This window comes from Pseudomonas sp. 11/12A (genome assembly GCF_000800055.1).
GTDB lineage: Bacteria > Pseudomonadota > Gammaproteobacteria > Pseudomonadales > Pseudomonadaceae > Aquipseudomonas > Aquipseudomonas mohnii.
In genome coordinates this window covers 4992679-5008004 of the sequence record NZ_JUGV01000001.1, presented here as the reverse complement: position 1 = coordinate 5008004, position 15326 = coordinate 4992679, and the positions used below count along the sequence as shown (strand labels likewise).

Below are 15326 nucleotides of genomic sequence, written 5' to 3'. Positions count from 1 at the left end.
TGAGCCGACTGGCTCGTAAAAACCGCTATTTTTTCGTGTATTTCCGGAGTTCGCTGAATGTCTGTCGGTTGGCTGCGCGCCTGTGCGCTGGTGATGTTGGGGCTGTTCAGCGTGTCTGCGCTGGCCAAGGATAAAACCGCGATCGTGATCGGCGGTGGGGTTTCGGGCCTCACGGCGGCTTACGAGCTGCAGAACAAGGGCTGGCAGGTCACGCTGCTGGAAGCCAAACCGAGCCTGGGCGGTCGCTCCGGCATGGCCACCAGCGAGTGGATCGGCAACGACAAGACCCAGCCGGTTTTGAACAAGTACGTCTCGACCTTCAAGCTGAGCACCACGCCAGCGCCTGAGTTTGTGCGTACCCCGGGCTATCTGATCGACGGCGTGTATTACAGCGCTGCCGACCTGGCGACCAAGGAGCCGGCCACCGCCGACGCACTCAAGCGCTACGAAAAGACCGTGGACGACCTGGCGCGTTCGATCGACGACCCGCAGAACCCGGCCGCCACCAACACGTTGCACGCCCTGGATCAGATCAACGTATCCAGCTGGCTCGACAAGCAAAACCTGCCGGCCACCGCGCGCCAGTTGATCAACCAGCAAATTCGTACTCGCTACGACGAACCTTCGCGCCTGTCGCTGCTGTACTACGCGCAGCAGAGCCGTGTTTATCGTGGCGTGTCGGACCGTGACCTGCGCGCTTCGCGTCTGGTCGGGGGCAGCCCGGTGCTGGCCCAGGCCTTGGTCAAGCAGCTGAAAATCATCAAGACCAACTCCCCGGTCTCGGCCATCACTCAGGACAAGGACAGCGTCACCGTCAAGGTCGGCAGTGTCGGCTATCAAGCTGACTACGTCGTGCTGGCCGTGCCGTTGCGCGCCCTGAACAAGATTCAGATGACCCCGGCGCTGGACGCCCAGCATCAGGCGGCGATCAAAGGCACTAACTACGGTTGGCGCGACCAGATCATGCTCAAGTTCAAGACGCCTGTGTGGGAAAGCAAGGCGCGCATGTCCGGCGAGATCTACAGCAACACCGGTCTGGGCATGTTGTGGGTCGAGCCGGCGTTGAAGGGCGGTGCCAACGTGGTGATCAACCTGTCCGGCGACAACGCCCGGGTGATGCAGGCGTTCGGCGACAAGCAAATGGTCGATCAGGTGCTGATTCGCCTGCATGCGTTTTACCCACAGGCCCGTGGTGCGTTTACCGGTTATGAAATCCGTCGCTACAGCACCGACCCATCGATGGGCGGCGCTTACCTGGCGTTCGGTCCCGGCCAGATCAGCAAGTTCTGGCGCCTGTGGGAACGTCCGGTCCAGCGCGTAGCCTTTGCCGGCGAACACACCGACACCTTGTACCCTGGCACCCTGGAAGGCGCATTGCGCACCGGTCAGCGTGCGGCCAGTCAGGTAGAAGACCTGGCGGCGGGCAAATCGTTTGAGCCGGAGAAAGTGCTTCCGGTGGCGGCTGCGGCAGCAGGTGCTGGCGCGGTGGCGGCGAAGAAGGGCAACTTCTTCACCAATCTGTTTGGTGGCTCGGATGACGAGAAGAAACCGGCACCGGTCAAGGCCCCTGAGCCTGTCGCGCCACCAGCGCCGGCTCCTGCTCCTGCACCAGCGCCGGCCGCTGCGCCAGCCCCGGTCGAAGCAGCGAAGCCTGCAACACCGGTGAAAGCCGAGCCGGCCAAGAAAGCTCCGGCGAAGAAACCGGCAGCCAAGACCGAGGCGAAAAAAGCCCCGGCCAAGGCGCCTGCCAAGAAGGCCGAACCGGCTAAGAAGCCGGCGGCCAAACCGGCAGCCACTCCGGCTCCGGCAACGGAGGCGAAGGCTCAGTAACCTTCAGGTGGAAAAAAAGCGCGGCCCATGGGTCGCGCTTTTTTTTGCCATAAATTCCGGTTTCAACTGCGCGGTCCTACACGCCTCAAGGATGTATCAGATGCGTCCCACAATCGAATCAGAGCGAAATGATAGATGGCGGCTGCTCTTGAACCCCAGGATCTTCAAAACCTGGAGGTCCTATGAAAGCACTCGCACTGCCCGTTTTATTGATGGCCCTTTCTGGCTGTGCAAACGGCCATTTTTTTCCCAAAGGACATGGTTATGAATCGGACTTCAAATGTCAGATGAACCCTTACGATCCTGTATGCCTAGAGATACGTAAGGTCTACCACAATTAAGGGAGACAGCCAGAGCGAGCCCAGGGCCCCGTTCTTTGCTTGAGGAGAAACCGTGAGCAGAGATCGAATAAATTGTTCAGTACAGGTGTTCTCAGATTTGTATTCACTTTTTCTGACAATTTGGCCTTTAATCTTTTCTTAACTCAGCGATTTCACACTCTTGATCGTATTTCTCGATATTTCAAAGCAAAATTTTCCGCTTTAATTCGATAGATAACTCGATAGTCTTGGGCCAGCACTTACAGGGATCTAGGCAATGCAGCTACGTAACTCCACTTCTCGCTATGGCTGGGTCAGCATCTTCCTGCACTGGGGGGTAGCGCTGGCGGTGTTCGGTTTGTTCGCCCTGGGTCTGTGGATGGTCGATCTGGGTTACTACGACCCCTGGCGTAAAGCCGGGCCGGACATCCACAAGAGCATCGGGCTGATACTCCTGGCGTTCATGGTGTTGCGCGTGTTGTGGCGTTTCATCAGCCCACCACCGCCGACGTTGAGCAGCTACAGCCCCATGACGCGTCTGGGCGCCAAGTTGGGCCATGCCTTTCTGTATCTCTGTTTGTTTGCCGTGATGATTGCCGGTTACCTGATTTCCACCGCAGAAGGTGTCGGGATTCCGGTGTTTGACTGGTTTGAAGTGCCTGCACTGGTTTCCGGACTACCGGACCAGGCAGATAACGCCGGTGCGATTCACCTCTACCTGGCATGGGCGCTGGTCATTTTTTCCGGCCTCCATGCGTTGGCAGCTTTGAAACACCACTTTATCGATCGTGATGTGACCCTCAAGCGAATGCTGGGTCGCAAAGCCTGAAGTTCAACCTCGACTCCCAAGGAAAACCAAGCATGTTGAAAAAGACTTTCGCCGCTCTGGCAATCGGTTCCGCCCTGCTGTCCGCCAACGTCATGGCAGCTGACTACGTTGTCGATAAACAAGGCCAGCACGCCTTCGTTGACTTCAAAATCAGCCACCTGGGTTACAGCTACATCACCGGTACTTTCAAGGACATCGACGGTACGTTCAGCTTTGACGCTGCCAAGCCTGAAGACAGCAAGATCGAGTTCAACGTGAACACCGCCAGCGTCTTCACCAACAACGCTGAGCGCGACAAGCACATCTCCAGCAAAGACTTCCTGAAAGTGGCTGATTTCCCCAAGGCTACGTTCAAGTCCACCAGCGTTAAAACCACCGGCAAAAATGCCGACGGTAAAGCCACTGCTGACGTGACCGGCGACCTGACGATTGCTGGCGTGACCAAACCAGTCGTGGTCAAGGCCACTTTCCTGGGTGAAGGCAAGGATCCATGGGGCGGCTACCGTGCCGGCTTCGAAGGCACTACCAGCATCAAACGTACTGATTTCGGCAAGATGATGGACCTGGGTCCACAGTCCGACGCCGTTGAGCTGTACGTCACGTTTGAAGGTGTGAAAGCGAAATAATTTTTCGCCCCTGACACAAAAAACGCCCGCTGCTTTCCCGAGCACGGGCGTTTTTTATTGCCGAGCACACATCCCTGTGGGAGCGAGCTTGCTCGCGAAAAACCCATAGGCGCCGCTGGGCATCTGGTTTAACGCGTTATCGTTCACGACCATCGCGGGCAAGCCCGCTCCCACAGGGATTGTTTTTGGCCCATAAAAAATGCCCCGGCTCTTTCGAGTCGGGGCATTTTTATTTCGGCGATAAATCAGCGATTGCGGGTCAGCAATGCCGGTTTTTCTCCGCGAGGACGGCTTGGCAGTTGATCCAGTTGCTCAGGTGTCGGGAAGCGATCAGCCTTCGACTCCTTGTGCATGATCTTCGGCGCCGGGCCACGCGGGTTCTGCACGGCCGGTTCCGAACGAGGCTGGTCGTCGCGGGCCGGACGGCGGTTGCGCGAGTCTTCGCGACGGGCCTGGCCGTCACGAGGTGCACCATTGCGTGGGCCGCTGCGTTTGGCCGGTGGCGTGCCGGTGCTGGCGCCATCGCTGCTGCGCGGACCGTTCTGGCGACCTTGTGGCTTGCCGCCACGTGGTGCGCCCGAACCGGCTGTCGTGCCTTGTGCCGGAGCACCCGGACGGCGGCCACGGCCCTGGGCCGGCTTCTGCTGTGGCACGTAGTCGACGCGGTTACCGAAGTTATCGACATCGTCGTCCAGGAACTCGTCCGGGGCCCGATCAGCAGCGGCACGTGGCGGCTGGCTTGGCTGGCGCTGTTCGCGGGCCGGCGTGCCTTCGCGTGGCTTTTGCTCACGGGCCGGGCGCTCGCCGCGACCGGAGGCCGCTGGTTTTTCCTTGCCTTTGTCCTTGCCCTTGTCCTTGCGGCCGCCACCGCCGCCGTTCGGGCCATCGCCGCGCGGGCCACGTGGATTGCGCGGGTTACGCACATCCGGACGCTCGCGAACTTCAGGCTTCTCGGCTTCCACGGCGCTCGAATCGAAGCCCATCAGATCGCCGTCGGCGATTTTCTGCTTGGTCATGCGTTCGATGCTTTTGAGCAGCTTCTCTTCGTCCGGTGCCACCAGCGAGATCGCTTCACCCGAACGACCGGCACGGCCAGTCCGGCCGATACGGTGCACGTAGTCTTCGTCGACGTTCGGCAGTTCGAAGTTGACCACGTGTGGCAATTGGTCGATGTCCAGGCCGCGGGCGGCGATGTCGGTGGCGACCAGGATGCGTACGTCACCGGCCTTGAAGTCGGCCAGGGCTTTGGTGCGGGCGTTCTGGCTCTTGTTGCCGTGGATCGCGACGGCGCTCAGGCCGTGTTTGTCCAGGTACTCGGCCAAGCGGTTGGCGCCGTGCTTGGTGCGGGTGAACACCAGCACCTGTTCCCAGGCGCCTGCGGTGATCAAATGCGCCAGCAGCGAGCGTTTGTGGTTGGCCGGCAGGCGGAAGACTCGCTGTTCGATACGCTCGACCGTGGTGTTCGGCGGCGTGACTTCGATGCGTTCCGGGTTATGCAGCAACTTGCCGGCGAGGTCGGTGATGTCCTTGGAGAAGGTTGCCGAGAACAGCAGGTTCTGCCGCTTGGCCGGCAGGCGGGCCAGGACCTTTTTCACGTCATGGACGAAGCCCATGTCGAGCATGCGGTCGGCTTCGTCCAGCACGAGGATTTCCACGTGGGACAGATCGACGCTGCCTTGGCCGGCGAGGTCGAGCAGGCGGCCAGGGCAGGCCACCAGCACGTCTACACCGCGGGACATGGCCTGAACCTGCGGGTTCATGCCGACGCCGCCGAAGATGCAGGCGCTGACGAATTTCAGGTCACGTGCGTAGACCTTGAAACTTTCGTGCACTTGCGCGGCGAGCTCGCGAGTAGGGGTCAGGACCAGTACGCGCGGTTGACGCGGGCCATGACGCTGGGATTTGTCCGGATGACCGTTGGGGAACAACCGCTCCAGGATCGGAAGGGCGAAACCGCCGGTTTTACCAGTACCTGTCTGTGCCGCGACCATCAGGTCGCGACCTTGCAACACGGCGGGAATGGCCCGCTGTTGCACCGGAGTAGGCTCGGTATAGCCCGCTGCCTCGATGGCGCGGACTAAAGCCTCGGAGAGACCGAGGGAAGCAAAGGACATGAGTAATCCTGTTTTAGTTAGGGCTTGGCCCAATGGGAGTCTTGCCTGGCGCGAATAGCGTTTAAGAGGAACGCAATCCCGTCCGGTCCTACTGGGTTTCGAAAGCTCGTCTGGAGCGCTCGCGCGGGCCGCAAAGCTGCGCTGTAGCGGGGTCGAGATGCCTTGAACGATTCCGAGCGTCCGGGCGTGAGCCTGGCGGGAAGGCCGGAGTATAACAGAGCAATCACTGCGCGCCGCTTTCCTGCTGCTCAACGGTTTTTGCCGTAGTGGCGGTGGGGCCCGGCGGGTTCACCACGGTGGCCGGGTCGGCACCGTATCGGGCGCTTAGCTCTGCGTAGGCCGGCTCACGCTTGAAGCGCTTGAGTTCAGCGCCGAAGCGTTGCACCAGCAAGTCCATGCCGGCATTGCGTCGCACTGCCAGGAATTGGCTCTGCTGGCTGATGACAGTCGGGTTTTCGGTGATTTGGTCGCGGATGTGCAGTTCGTCGAGCAGGTGCTGGCCGACCCGGCGATCGGTGATCAGCAGGTCGATTCGCCCGCGCACCAGTTTGCCGAAGTTGGCTTCATGACTCGGCGCCGGTTCACGGGTGAACAGTGTCGATTCCCTGAAGTCCTGGCTGTACAGATAGCCCGGTGAGGTGCCAATGGTCAGGCCGCGCAGTTCGTCGAGCGTGCGAAAGGGGTGCGGTCGTTCGTTGGCGTAGAACATCACGAACTGCACTTCGGAGAGCGGTTCGCTGGGGTAGAGCAGGGTCGCGTCGCGTTCATCGCTGTGGAAAATGTCCAGCGCGCCATCGGCCTGGCCGGTTTCAAGCATCGACAGGCAGCGTTTCCACGGCAGGAATTGCCACTCGACTTCGATACCCAGGCGCTTGAAGACGATTGCCGTGGTTTCGTAGTCCAGCCCCAGGGATTTACCATTCTCCTCATATACGTAAGGAGCCCAGGGTTCCGTGACAATGCGCAATTTCTCGCCCCGGGCGGCAAAGCTCAGGCAAGTGAAAACAAGCACGGCGAATAACTGTGTGATCAAAGGCATAGGTTTGAGATTACGACGAGAAACGGGAAAGAGCCAGAAACTGGATCCAGAAGCTCTATCTCCATGTGTTGCGCATCAACAAATGTGCTGTGAAAAGCAAAAAATCGCCGCCTGCGAGGTGCCTGCAGAAACGTCGGTTTCCATGCAGGCGCCTTTGCGGGCGGCGATCTTTTGGTCTTGCTTTGATCGCTTTTAGCGCGGCAACTTCAGATTGTTCCACACCGCCAGGCTCGCTTCGGCCTGATTCAGTGTGTAGAAGTGCAGCCCTGGCGCACCACCTTGCAGCAGGCGTTCGCACATCTCGGTGATGACTTGTTCACCAAAGCGTTGAATGCTCTGGGTGTCATCGCCGTAGGCTTCCAGTTGCTTGCGGATCCAGCGCGGAATTTCCGCACCGCAGGCGTCGGAGAAGCGTGCGAGTTTGCTGTAGTTGGTGATCGGCATGATCCCCGGCACGATCGGGATGTTCACGCCCAGGGCCCGTACACGCTCGACAAAATAGAAGTAGCTGTCGGCATTGAAGAAGTACTGGGTGATTGCGCTGTCGGCGCCGGCTTTGGCCTTGCGGACGAAGTTGGCGATATCGTCTTCGAAATTGCGCGCTTGCGGGTGCATCTCCGGGTAAGCGGCCACTTCAATGTGGAAATGATCACCGGTCTCTTCACGAATGAATTCAACCAGGTCATTGGCATGGCGCAATTCGCCGCTGGCCATGCCCATGCCCGAAGGCAGGTCACCACGCAGGGCAACGATACGCTTGATGCCGGCAGCCTTGTACTGGCTCAACAGGCCGCGCAAGTCATCCTTGCTGTCGCCCACGCAAGACAGGTGCGGCGCGGCAGGTACTTTGACTTCGCTTTCGAGCTGCAACACGGTGTTGAGGGTGCGATCACGGGTCGAACCGCCTGCGCCGTAGGTGCAGGAGAAGAAATCGGGGTTATAGGTTGCCAACTGGCGGGCAGTGGCGAGCAGCTTTTCATGCCCAGCGTCGGTCTTCGTAGGGAAGAACTCGAAGCTGTAGCGACGGTCTTGGGACATGGAGGGGCCTCCAGCTGCAAGCTGCAAGTTGCAAGCTACAAGAGGGCGTAGCGCCGACTCTCGTCGTTGAAACCCGCAACTAACTGCTGCGTAATAGCGATGAAGAAGCGAGCAACAAGCCTCAAACCTCAAGTAAACGAACCGCTTTTACTTGCCGCTTGAAGCTTGCCACTTGCAGCTGCTGTCAGTAGCGATAAGCGTGTGGCTTGAACGGACCTTCGACGGTCACGCCGATGTAGTCGGCCTGGGTCTTGGTCAGTTGAGTCACCACGCCGCCGAAGCCACGGACCATTTCCAGGGCCACTTCTTCGTCGAGTTTCTTCGGCAGTACTTCAACGGTCAGGCGCTCGGCTTTCTGGGCTGGCGACAGGTCGGCGTACTTTTGACCGAACAGGAAGATCTGAGCCAGAACCTGGTTGGCGAACGAGCCGTCCATGATGCGGCTTGGGTGGCCGGTGGCGTTGCCCAGGTTAACCAGACGGCCTTCGGCCAGCAGGATCAGGTAGTCATCGTTCTGCGGATCGAAGCTGCCGGCACCGGTACGGTGGATCTTGTGTACCTGTGGCTTCACTTCTTCCCATGCCCAGTTCTTGCGCATGAAAGCGGTGTCGATTTCGTTGTCGAAGTGGCCGATGTTGCAGACAACAGCGCGCTTCTTCAGGGCTTTGAGCATGTTCGAGTCGCAAACATTGACGTTGCCGGTGGTGGTCACGATCAGGTCGATCTTGCCCAGCAGTGCCTTGTCGATGCTGGCTTCGGTGCCGTTGTTGATCCCGTCGATGAACGGCGAAACCACTTCGAAACCGTCCATGCAGGCTTGCATGGCGCAGATCGGGTCGACTTCGGATACTTTAACGATCATGCCTTCCTGACGCAGGGACTGAGCCGAGCCCTTGCCCACGTCACCGTAACCGATGACCAGCGCTTGCTTGCCGGACAACAGGTGGTCGGTACCGCGCTTGATCGCATCGTTCAGGCTGTGACGGCAGCCGTACTTGTTGTCGTTCTTGCTCTTGGTGACCGAGTCGTTGACGTTGATGGCCGGGATTTTCAGCTCGCCCTTGGCCAGCATGTCCAGCAGGCGGTGTACGCCGGTGGTGGTTTCTTCGGTCACGCCGTGGACGCGATCCAGAACCTGCGGGTACTTCTTGTGCAGCAGCTCGGTCAGGTCGCCGCCGTCGTCGAGGATCATGTTGGCATCCCAAGGCGCGCCATCCTTGAGGATGGTTTGCTCCAGGCACCACTCGTACTCTTCTTCGGTTTCGCCTTTCCAGGCGAAAACCGGAATGCCGGCAGCGGCGATGGACGCAGCGGCCTGGTCTTGAGTCGAGAAAATGTTGCAGGACGACCAGCGTACTTCGGCACCCAGGGCAACCAGGGTTTCGATCAGCACGGCAGTCTGAATGGTCATGTGGATGCAGCCGAGGATCTTCGCGCCCTTGAGCGGTTGCTCTTCGGAGTACTTGCGGCGCAGACCCATCAGGGCTGGCATTTCGGATTCGGCGATGATGGTTTCGCGACGGCCCCAGGCTGCCAGGGACATGTCGGCCACTTTGTAATCGGTAAAATCTGCAGGCGTGATAACAGCGCTCATGAAGAGCCTCCATTCGTAATGTATGCGAATGGGCGCCGTTGTGCGTTTAGTGTCTGGCCGATGACAGCCAAGCAACGCCCCATCCGAGCCTGACAGGTTGAACCTGCTGCAGCGCCCCTCGGACAGGTGGCGGGAAAACGGTACCAGGTTGAGGTTACCGTTTTGAAACGGGGGCGATTATAGCGGGCTATGCTGATCTTCCAAAGTCTTTCTGTTGGTCAATGTCCGAACGGTAATCGAGACCATAGTCGATGGTTAATAGAGCTCTAGCCCGGGGTCTGCCAAGATAGCGCCCATCATTCGGCAAGACGCTCAGGAGTGAATATGAATTTCCACACCCGCAAATGGGTTAAACCAGAAGACCTCAACCCCAATGGCACCCTGTTCGGCGGTAGCCTGTTGCGCTGGATCGACGAAGAGGCGGCGATTTACGCCATCGTCCAGTTGGGCAACCAGCGCGTCGTCACCAAGTACATTTCGGAAATCAACTTCGTCAGCGCCTCGCGCCAGGGCGACATCATTGAGCTGGGCATCACCGCCACCGAATTCGGTCGCACCTCGATTACCCTGACCTGTGAAGTGCGCAACAAGATCACCCGCAAAAGCATCCTCACCGTTGAAAAAATGGTGTTTGTGAACCTCGGTGAAGACGGTCTGCCGGCGCCCCACGGCCGCACCGAGATCAAGTACGTCAAAGACCAGTTCAAGGAAGATGAATTGGTTACGAAGTGACATCGGCGTTGGCTTCATCGCGAGCAGGCTCGCTCCCACAAGGCGCGCGTTGCACCTGTGGGAGCGAGCTTGCTCGCGAAAGCGGTTGTGCCGTCACCGAAGATTTACCCGCCTACTGAACAGCCGTGAGCCACGGGGGTCGTAGCTAAAAGCCCCCACGGTGACAACGTCATGATCACGCCAACAGACGGCAAGACCCCCGACCTCTCGACGAAAGAACAGCACGAAGTCGAAAAAAGCCAGCCACCGCGCGCGGCGGTACTGCACGAAATCATCCGCACCCAGGGCGATCAGGAGCTTGAGCGCAGCATCGCGGCGCTGTGGTGGTCGGCGCTGGCCGCCGGCCTGACCATGGGCCTTTCCCTGATGGGCATGGGCTTGCTCAATTCCCGGCTGCCCGAGGGTGAAGGCTTCAAGGTGATTGCCAGTTTCGGTTACTGCGCGGGTTTTCTCGCGGTGATCCTCGCCCGTCAACAGTTGTTCACCGAAAACACCCTGACCGCCGTATTGCCGATCATGAGCAAGCCCACGCTGGCCAACTTCGGTCGCTTGTTCAGGCTGTGGACGGTGGTGCTGGTCGGCAATCTGTGCGGCACCTTGCTGGTGGCCTACGTCATGCTGAAGCTGCCGATCTTCGACAGCAAAACCGATTTGGCCTTTCTCGACATCGGGCGCAAGGTCATGGAGAACGATGCCGGCCAGATGTTCGCGAAGGGCATCGTCTCCGGCTGGATGATCGCCACCATGGTCTGGATGATTCCATCCATGGAGAGCGCCAAGATGTGGATCATCATCCTCATCACCTACCTCATGGCACTGGGGGATTTCACCCACATCGTGGTCGGTTCGGCCGAGGTTTCCTACCTGGTGTTCGCTGGTGAATTGCCGTGGAAGGATTTCTGGCTGGTGTTCGCCGGGCCGACGCTGGCGGGGAATATCATCGGTGGCAGCTTCATCTTCGCGCTGATCAGTCATGCGCAAATTCGTAGCGAAGGCGATGCACCAAAGGAAGCTGCGGACCGAGACCGGGAGTCCGATCCGCAGAAGGTCGAAAAGTGATCAGGCCCGCAAGGCGTTGGTTTAGCCGGATACGTTGATGGCGGCGGTATCGCGCCGTTGCAGATAGATGAAATACAGCGCTGTCAGTACGGTCAAGCCGCTGACCAGCGCGCCCGTCCAGGGCAGGTCGGCCAGGTCGGCACCGCTGGCCACCACCAGGCCGCCGATCCAGGCGCCCGCTGCGTTGCCGAGATTGAATGCGCTCTGATTCAGGGTCGAGCCCAGGTTTGGTGCCTCATGGGCCTGGTCGATGATCAGCAATTGCAGGATCGGGCACAGGGCGAAGGCAAAGACTCCCCACAGCACCAGCGTGATGGCGGCCGGGATCACCGAGTGGCTGGTCTGGCTGAATGCAGCCAATACCACCACCACGGCCAGCGCCATGCCGACCAGTGACGGCAGCAGGCGGCTGTCGGCCAGGCGCCCGCCGAGCATGCTGCCGGCGGTCAATCCTACGCCGAACAACAGCAGCATGATGGTCACGCCGTGGGGGCTGACGCCGGTGATGTCCTGCAGGATCGGTGCAATGTAGGTGAACACGCTGAACAGACTGGTCGATGCCAGCACGCTCATGCCCAACGCCAGCAGCACGTTGGTTTTGCCCAATACCTTGAATTCGCTGGCCAGGTTGGCTTTGTCCATCGCGATGTTCCTGGGCAGCCACACCCACTGCGCAATCGCGGCGATCACGCCGATCACCGACACCGCCCAGAAGGTCGATCGCCAGCCGGCATATTGACCGAGCGCCGTGCCCAGTGGCACGCCGAGCACGTTGGCCAGGGTCAGGCCGGTGAACATCATGGCAATCGCCTGGGCCCGTTTGTTCGGCGCCACCAGTCCGGCGGCCACCACTGAGCCGATGCCGAAGAATGCACCGTGACAGAGCGCCGTAATCACTCGCGCGGCCATCAGCGTGGCGTAGTTCGGCGCCAACGCGCAAAGCATGTTGCCCAGAATGAACATCAGCGTCATGCCCAGCAGCGTGGCCTTGCGCGGCATGTTCGCCGTGCCGACGGCGAGGATTGGCGCACCGAACACTACGCCCAGTGCATAGCCGGTGATCAGCAAACCGGCATGAGGAATGCTCACGGCCAGATCGCGGGCGACGTCGGGCAACAGGCCCATGATGACGAATTCGGTGGTGCCGATGCCGAACGCGGCAACAGCGAGGGCAAGCAAAGCGAGTGGCATGCGCAAGGTCTCTGTCGGTAGTCTTGACGCTGTGATCAGGCATACGCGTGCCAACGTCCGTTCTCGACGAGAGCGGGCAGGGGCAGATTTTATTGGAATTAGTCTGTGCGCAACTGAGTGCGGCGTGGTCGCTTGCAGTATAAACAGCCGCTGATATATGGCGAATCAATTATCTGCCCCGAATATTGTAGGAGCGAGCCTGTCGAATCGTCGCACCGTCGCGATGGACGTGAACGAAGACGCGTAGTCACTGGCTGGCTGCGTTGCCTTCACGCTTTTCGCGAGTAGGCTCGCTCCTACAGGTTAGGGTTCAACAAAAGGAGTGTGCCGTGCTTGCAACAGCACTGGTGTTGGTAGCGGCGCTGTTGCACGCGGCGTGGAATACCCTGATCAAATTCAGCGCCGAACGGCTGCTGGTGGTGGCCTGCATGGACAGCGTGGCGTTGCTCTTTGTCGCCATCATGCTGCCATTCGTGGCGTTACCGCCGCTGGACATCTGGCCGTGGATCCTGGCATCGGCGGCGTTCGAGTTGCTCTATCGCTACTTGCTGATCCAGGCCTACCGGGTCGGCGACCTGGGGTTGGTCTATCCCCTGATGCGAGGCTTGTCGCCGCTGGTGGTGCTGGCGCTGACCCTGATCTTTGCCGGCGAGTCGCTGACGGATCAGCAGATTTTCGGGATTCTGTTGATCCCGCTCGGCATGTTGTGCCTGCTTTGGCAGGGCGGCGGCGGTGCGCGTTTGCCGTGGTCGATGTTGCCGGTGGTGGCGCTGATCGGCTTGTGTATTGGTTGCTACACCTACATTGACGGCCAGGCGCTGCGGCGCTGGTCGCATCCGCTGGATTACCTGGTCTGGGTGACGTTGCTCAGTGCCTGGCCATTTCCGTTGCTGGCCTGGGTGAGCAAGCGGCCGGCGTTCAAGCTGTTTTGGCGTGAGCAGTGGCGATTGGGGCTGGCGGTCGGGTTCTGCGTATTGTTCAGCTACGCTCTGGTGCTGTGGGCCATGCAGTTGGGCTCTATTGCCGAAGCGGCGGCGTTGCGCGAGATCAGTGTGATTCTGGTGGTGCTGTTCGGCATGCGCTATCTGAAAGAACCTTTCGGCAGACCTCGGCTCTTAGCTTGTGGGCTGGTGTTGGTTGGCATGCTGGTCATGAAGTTCTGACCGGCCCGCGAGGGAGCCCGATTGTCTATAACGTGAAGAAAGGACTGCTTTATGACGGTTGCTCTATGGTGCATTTTGATTGCGATTTTCCTGCCCTATCTGTGCACGGGTATCGCCAAGGCCAGTGGCAGGTTCAACCTGAAAGACAACCATGACCCCCGGGACTTTCTCGAGTCGCTCAATGGTTTTGGTCGTCGCGCGCACGCGGCGCAATTGAACAGTTTCGAAGTGACCCCGGCGTTTGTGGCAGCCGTGATCGTGGCGCACCTGGTCGGCAATGCCGAACTGGTGACGATCAATGTGCTGTCGGTGTTGTTCATCACCAGTCGGCTGCTTTACATCATTTGCTATCTGGCGGACTGGGCGATCTTGCGGTCGCTGGTCTGGCTGGTGGGAATGGGCCTGATTGTGTCGTTTTTTGTTGTATCTGTTTGAATCTCCACGGCCGATAACTGCCGCTTCGCGAGCAGGCTCGCTCCCACAGGGGTATGCATTCCAATGTGGGAGTGAGCCTGCTCGCGAAAGCTATCCAGCTGCCAGCGCTGGTCTCAGGGTTTAGTCGTTTCCGCGTCGGCCACCTGCGGTACCTGGGGCAATGCCGCCCCTTTGGGCCACAGCATCCAGATCTGCCCCTGCTGCTTCATGTCCCCGGCCAATTGCCCGGCGGCTTCGCCCGTGCCCCAGAACAAATCCGCACGCACTTCGCCGGCAATCGCGCCGCCGGTGTCCTGTGCCGCCACGGGGCGTACCAGCGCCGTGCCGTCCGGTTTGGTGGTGGACAACCACAGAAGGCTGCCCAGCGGTATCACTTTGCGATCCACCGCCGCGCTGTAACCCGCCGTCAGCGGAACGTTCAGCGAGCCGCGAGGCCCTTCGTTGCTGTCGGGGTTACGGGTGAAAAACACGTAGCTGGGGTTGCTGCCGAGCAGTTCCGGAATGCGCGTCGGATTCGCCTTGGCCCAAGTACTGATCGCACCCATGGTCACGTCTTCTTTCTTCAGCTCGCCTTGCTCGACCAGCCAGCGACCGATTGGCCGATACGGGTGGCCGTTCTGATCGGCATAGGCGATGCGCAACTGACGGCCACTGTCGAGCTGGATGCGACCCGAGCCCTGGATTTGCAGGAATTGCAGGTTCATCGGGTCGGTCAGCCAGGCCACCACCGGCGCCTTGACGCCCTTGCTCTCGATGGTGGCTGCATCGTCATAGGGTTTGAGCACGCGACCTTCGAGCCGGCCCCGCAGGCGTTTGCCTTTGAGTTCCGGATAGAGGCTGTCCAGAGAGACGATGATCATGTCTTCAGGCACGCCATACACCGGGATGTTCGCCGTTGCGGTCTGGGTCAGGCTGCCGGGATACACCGGTTCGTAGTAGCCGGTGATCAGGCCGTTGGGATTATTGTTGGCGGCGCGCAGGCCGTAGACATCAAGGTTCTGCTTGAGAAAACCACGAATCTCGTTGGCGGTCTGCGGGACGTTGGCCGCCGCTGTGCAGGTCGTGCCCCAGACCGGGTCAGCCTTGAGTCGGTTGCAAGCGCTGCGCCACGAGCCGAAACCGGCGACAAGGTCGTTATCCGACACCGCCGGCAGCGCTTCCCACGTGGCACTGGAGTAAGTGGCCAGGGCGTGGGTTTTCGGTTTGTTGTTGTCACCACCGGTGCAGCCTGCGAGCAGGGCCACCATCGGCAGGGTCCAGGCCAGGCTGTGACGCCACGCCTTGAAACGGCTGTTCATGGAGTAATTTCCTTTGCCGGTTGCCTGAGTGCTCCATGCGCTCATGCAACCCTTATTG

Annotated in this window: 13 protein-coding genes and 1 riboswitch; of the genes, 7 read left to right on the top strand and 6 right to left on the bottom strand. The window is 59.9% G+C overall.

Going from position 1 to position 15326, the window contains the following annotated elements; all coding sequences use genetic code 11:
* Positions 1 to 57 precede the first annotated feature (57 nt).
* The 3 genes from GQ39_RS23060 to GQ39_RS23050 all read left to right on the top strand — a co-directional run bounded on the left by GQ39_RS23060 (position 58) and on the right by GQ39_RS23050 (position 3605).
* Positions 58 to 1830, top strand: coding sequence for a flavin monoamine oxidase family protein (locus GQ39_RS23060; RefSeq protein ID WP_047534449.1), 1773 nt, complete (start codon positions 58 to 60; stop codon positions 1828 to 1830).
* Between the two features lie 597 nt (positions 1831 to 2427).
* On the top strand, positions 2428 to 2979 hold the full coding sequence (locus GQ39_RS23055; RefSeq protein WP_047534448.1) for a cytochrome b: 552 nt from the start codon (positions 2428 to 2430) through the stop codon (positions 2977 to 2979).
* A gap of 32 nt (positions 2980 to 3011) precedes the next feature.
* Positions 3012 to 3605 carry a YceI family protein gene (locus GQ39_RS23050; RefSeq protein WP_047534446.1) on the top strand — a complete coding sequence of 198 codons (594 nt, stop codon included), beginning with the start codon at positions 3012 to 3014 and terminating at the stop codon, positions 3603 to 3605.
* 245 nt (positions 3606 to 3850) lie between these two features.
* Here the strand turns inward: GQ39_RS23050 and GQ39_RS23045 are convergent, their stop codons facing one another.
* The 4 genes from GQ39_RS23045 to ahcY all read right to left on the bottom strand — a co-directional run bounded on the left by GQ39_RS23045 (position 3851) and on the right by ahcY (position 9390).
* Positions 3851 to 5719: a DEAD/DEAH box helicase gene (locus GQ39_RS23045; protein ID WP_047534444.1), complete on the bottom strand. Its 1869-nt coding sequence runs from the start codon at positions 5717 to 5719 to the stop codon at positions 3851 to 3853.
* 223 nt (positions 5720 to 5942) lie between these two features.
* A complete protein-coding gene (locus GQ39_RS23040) occupies positions 5943 to 6758 on the bottom strand; it encodes a substrate-binding periplasmic protein (RefSeq protein ID WP_047534442.1) in 816 nt (271 codons plus the stop codon).
* 192 nt (positions 6759 to 6950) lie between these two features.
* On the bottom strand, positions 6951 to 7796 hold the full coding sequence (gene metF / locus GQ39_RS23035; RefSeq protein WP_047534440.1) for a methylenetetrahydrofolate reductase [NAD(P)H]: 846 nt from the start codon (positions 7794 to 7796) through the stop codon (positions 6951 to 6953).
* A 184-nt stretch (positions 7797 to 7980) separates the two neighbouring features.
* A complete protein-coding gene (gene ahcY / locus GQ39_RS23030; RefSeq protein ID WP_047534438.1) occupies positions 7981 to 9390 on the bottom strand; it encodes an adenosylhomocysteinase in 1410 nt (469 codons plus the stop codon).
* Between the two features lie 23 nt (positions 9391 to 9413).
* A riboswitch (S-adenosyl-L-homocysteine riboswitch) is annotated at positions 9414 to 9516 on the bottom strand.
* 198 nt (positions 9517 to 9714) lie between these two features.
* Here ahcY and GQ39_RS23025 point away from each other — a divergent pair.
* Both GQ39_RS23025 and GQ39_RS23020 read left to right on the top strand, forming a co-directional pair.
* A complete protein-coding gene (locus GQ39_RS23025) occupies positions 9715 to 10122 on the top strand; it encodes an acyl-CoA thioesterase (RefSeq protein ID WP_003229043.1) in 408 nt (135 codons plus the stop codon).
* Between the two features lie 171 nt (positions 10123 to 10293).
* The gene (locus tag GQ39_RS23020) at positions 10294 to 11181 is read left to right on the top strand and encodes a formate/nitrite transporter family protein (RefSeq protein ID WP_047534435.1); all 888 of its coding nucleotides are present in this window, start codon (positions 10294 to 10296) and stop codon (positions 11179 to 11181) included.
* Positions 11182 to 11202: 21 nt separating this feature from the next.
* On the opposite strand, the gene GQ39_RS23015 is transcribed toward GQ39_RS23020, so the two are convergent.
* A complete protein-coding gene (locus tag GQ39_RS23015; protein ID WP_047534432.1) occupies positions 11203 to 12372 on the bottom strand; it encodes an MFS transporter in 1170 nt (389 codons plus the stop codon).
* A gap of 329 nt (positions 12373 to 12701) precedes the next feature.
* On the opposite strand from GQ39_RS23015, the gene GQ39_RS23010 reads away from it, so the two are divergent.
* Positions 12702 to 13535 (top strand): EamA family transporter, encoded by an 834-nt coding sequence (locus tag GQ39_RS23010; RefSeq protein WP_047534429.1) that lies wholly within the window; start codon positions 12702 to 12704, stop codon positions 13533 to 13535.
* A 51-nt stretch (positions 13536 to 13586) separates the two neighbouring features.
* Complete coding sequence (locus tag GQ39_RS23005) at positions 13587 to 13970, top strand: MAPEG family protein (RefSeq protein ID WP_047534427.1); 384 nt, start codon at positions 13587 to 13589, stop codon at positions 13968 to 13970.
* Between the two features lie 113 nt (positions 13971 to 14083).
* Here GQ39_RS23005 and mltA read toward each other — a convergent pair whose 3' ends face one another.
* Positions 14084 to 15268 carry a murein transglycosylase A gene (gene mltA, locus GQ39_RS23000; protein ID WP_047534425.1) on the bottom strand — a complete coding sequence of 395 codons (1185 nt, stop codon included), beginning with the start codon at positions 15266 to 15268 and terminating at the stop codon, positions 14084 to 14086.
* Between the last annotated feature and the right edge of the window lie 58 nt (positions 15269 to 15326).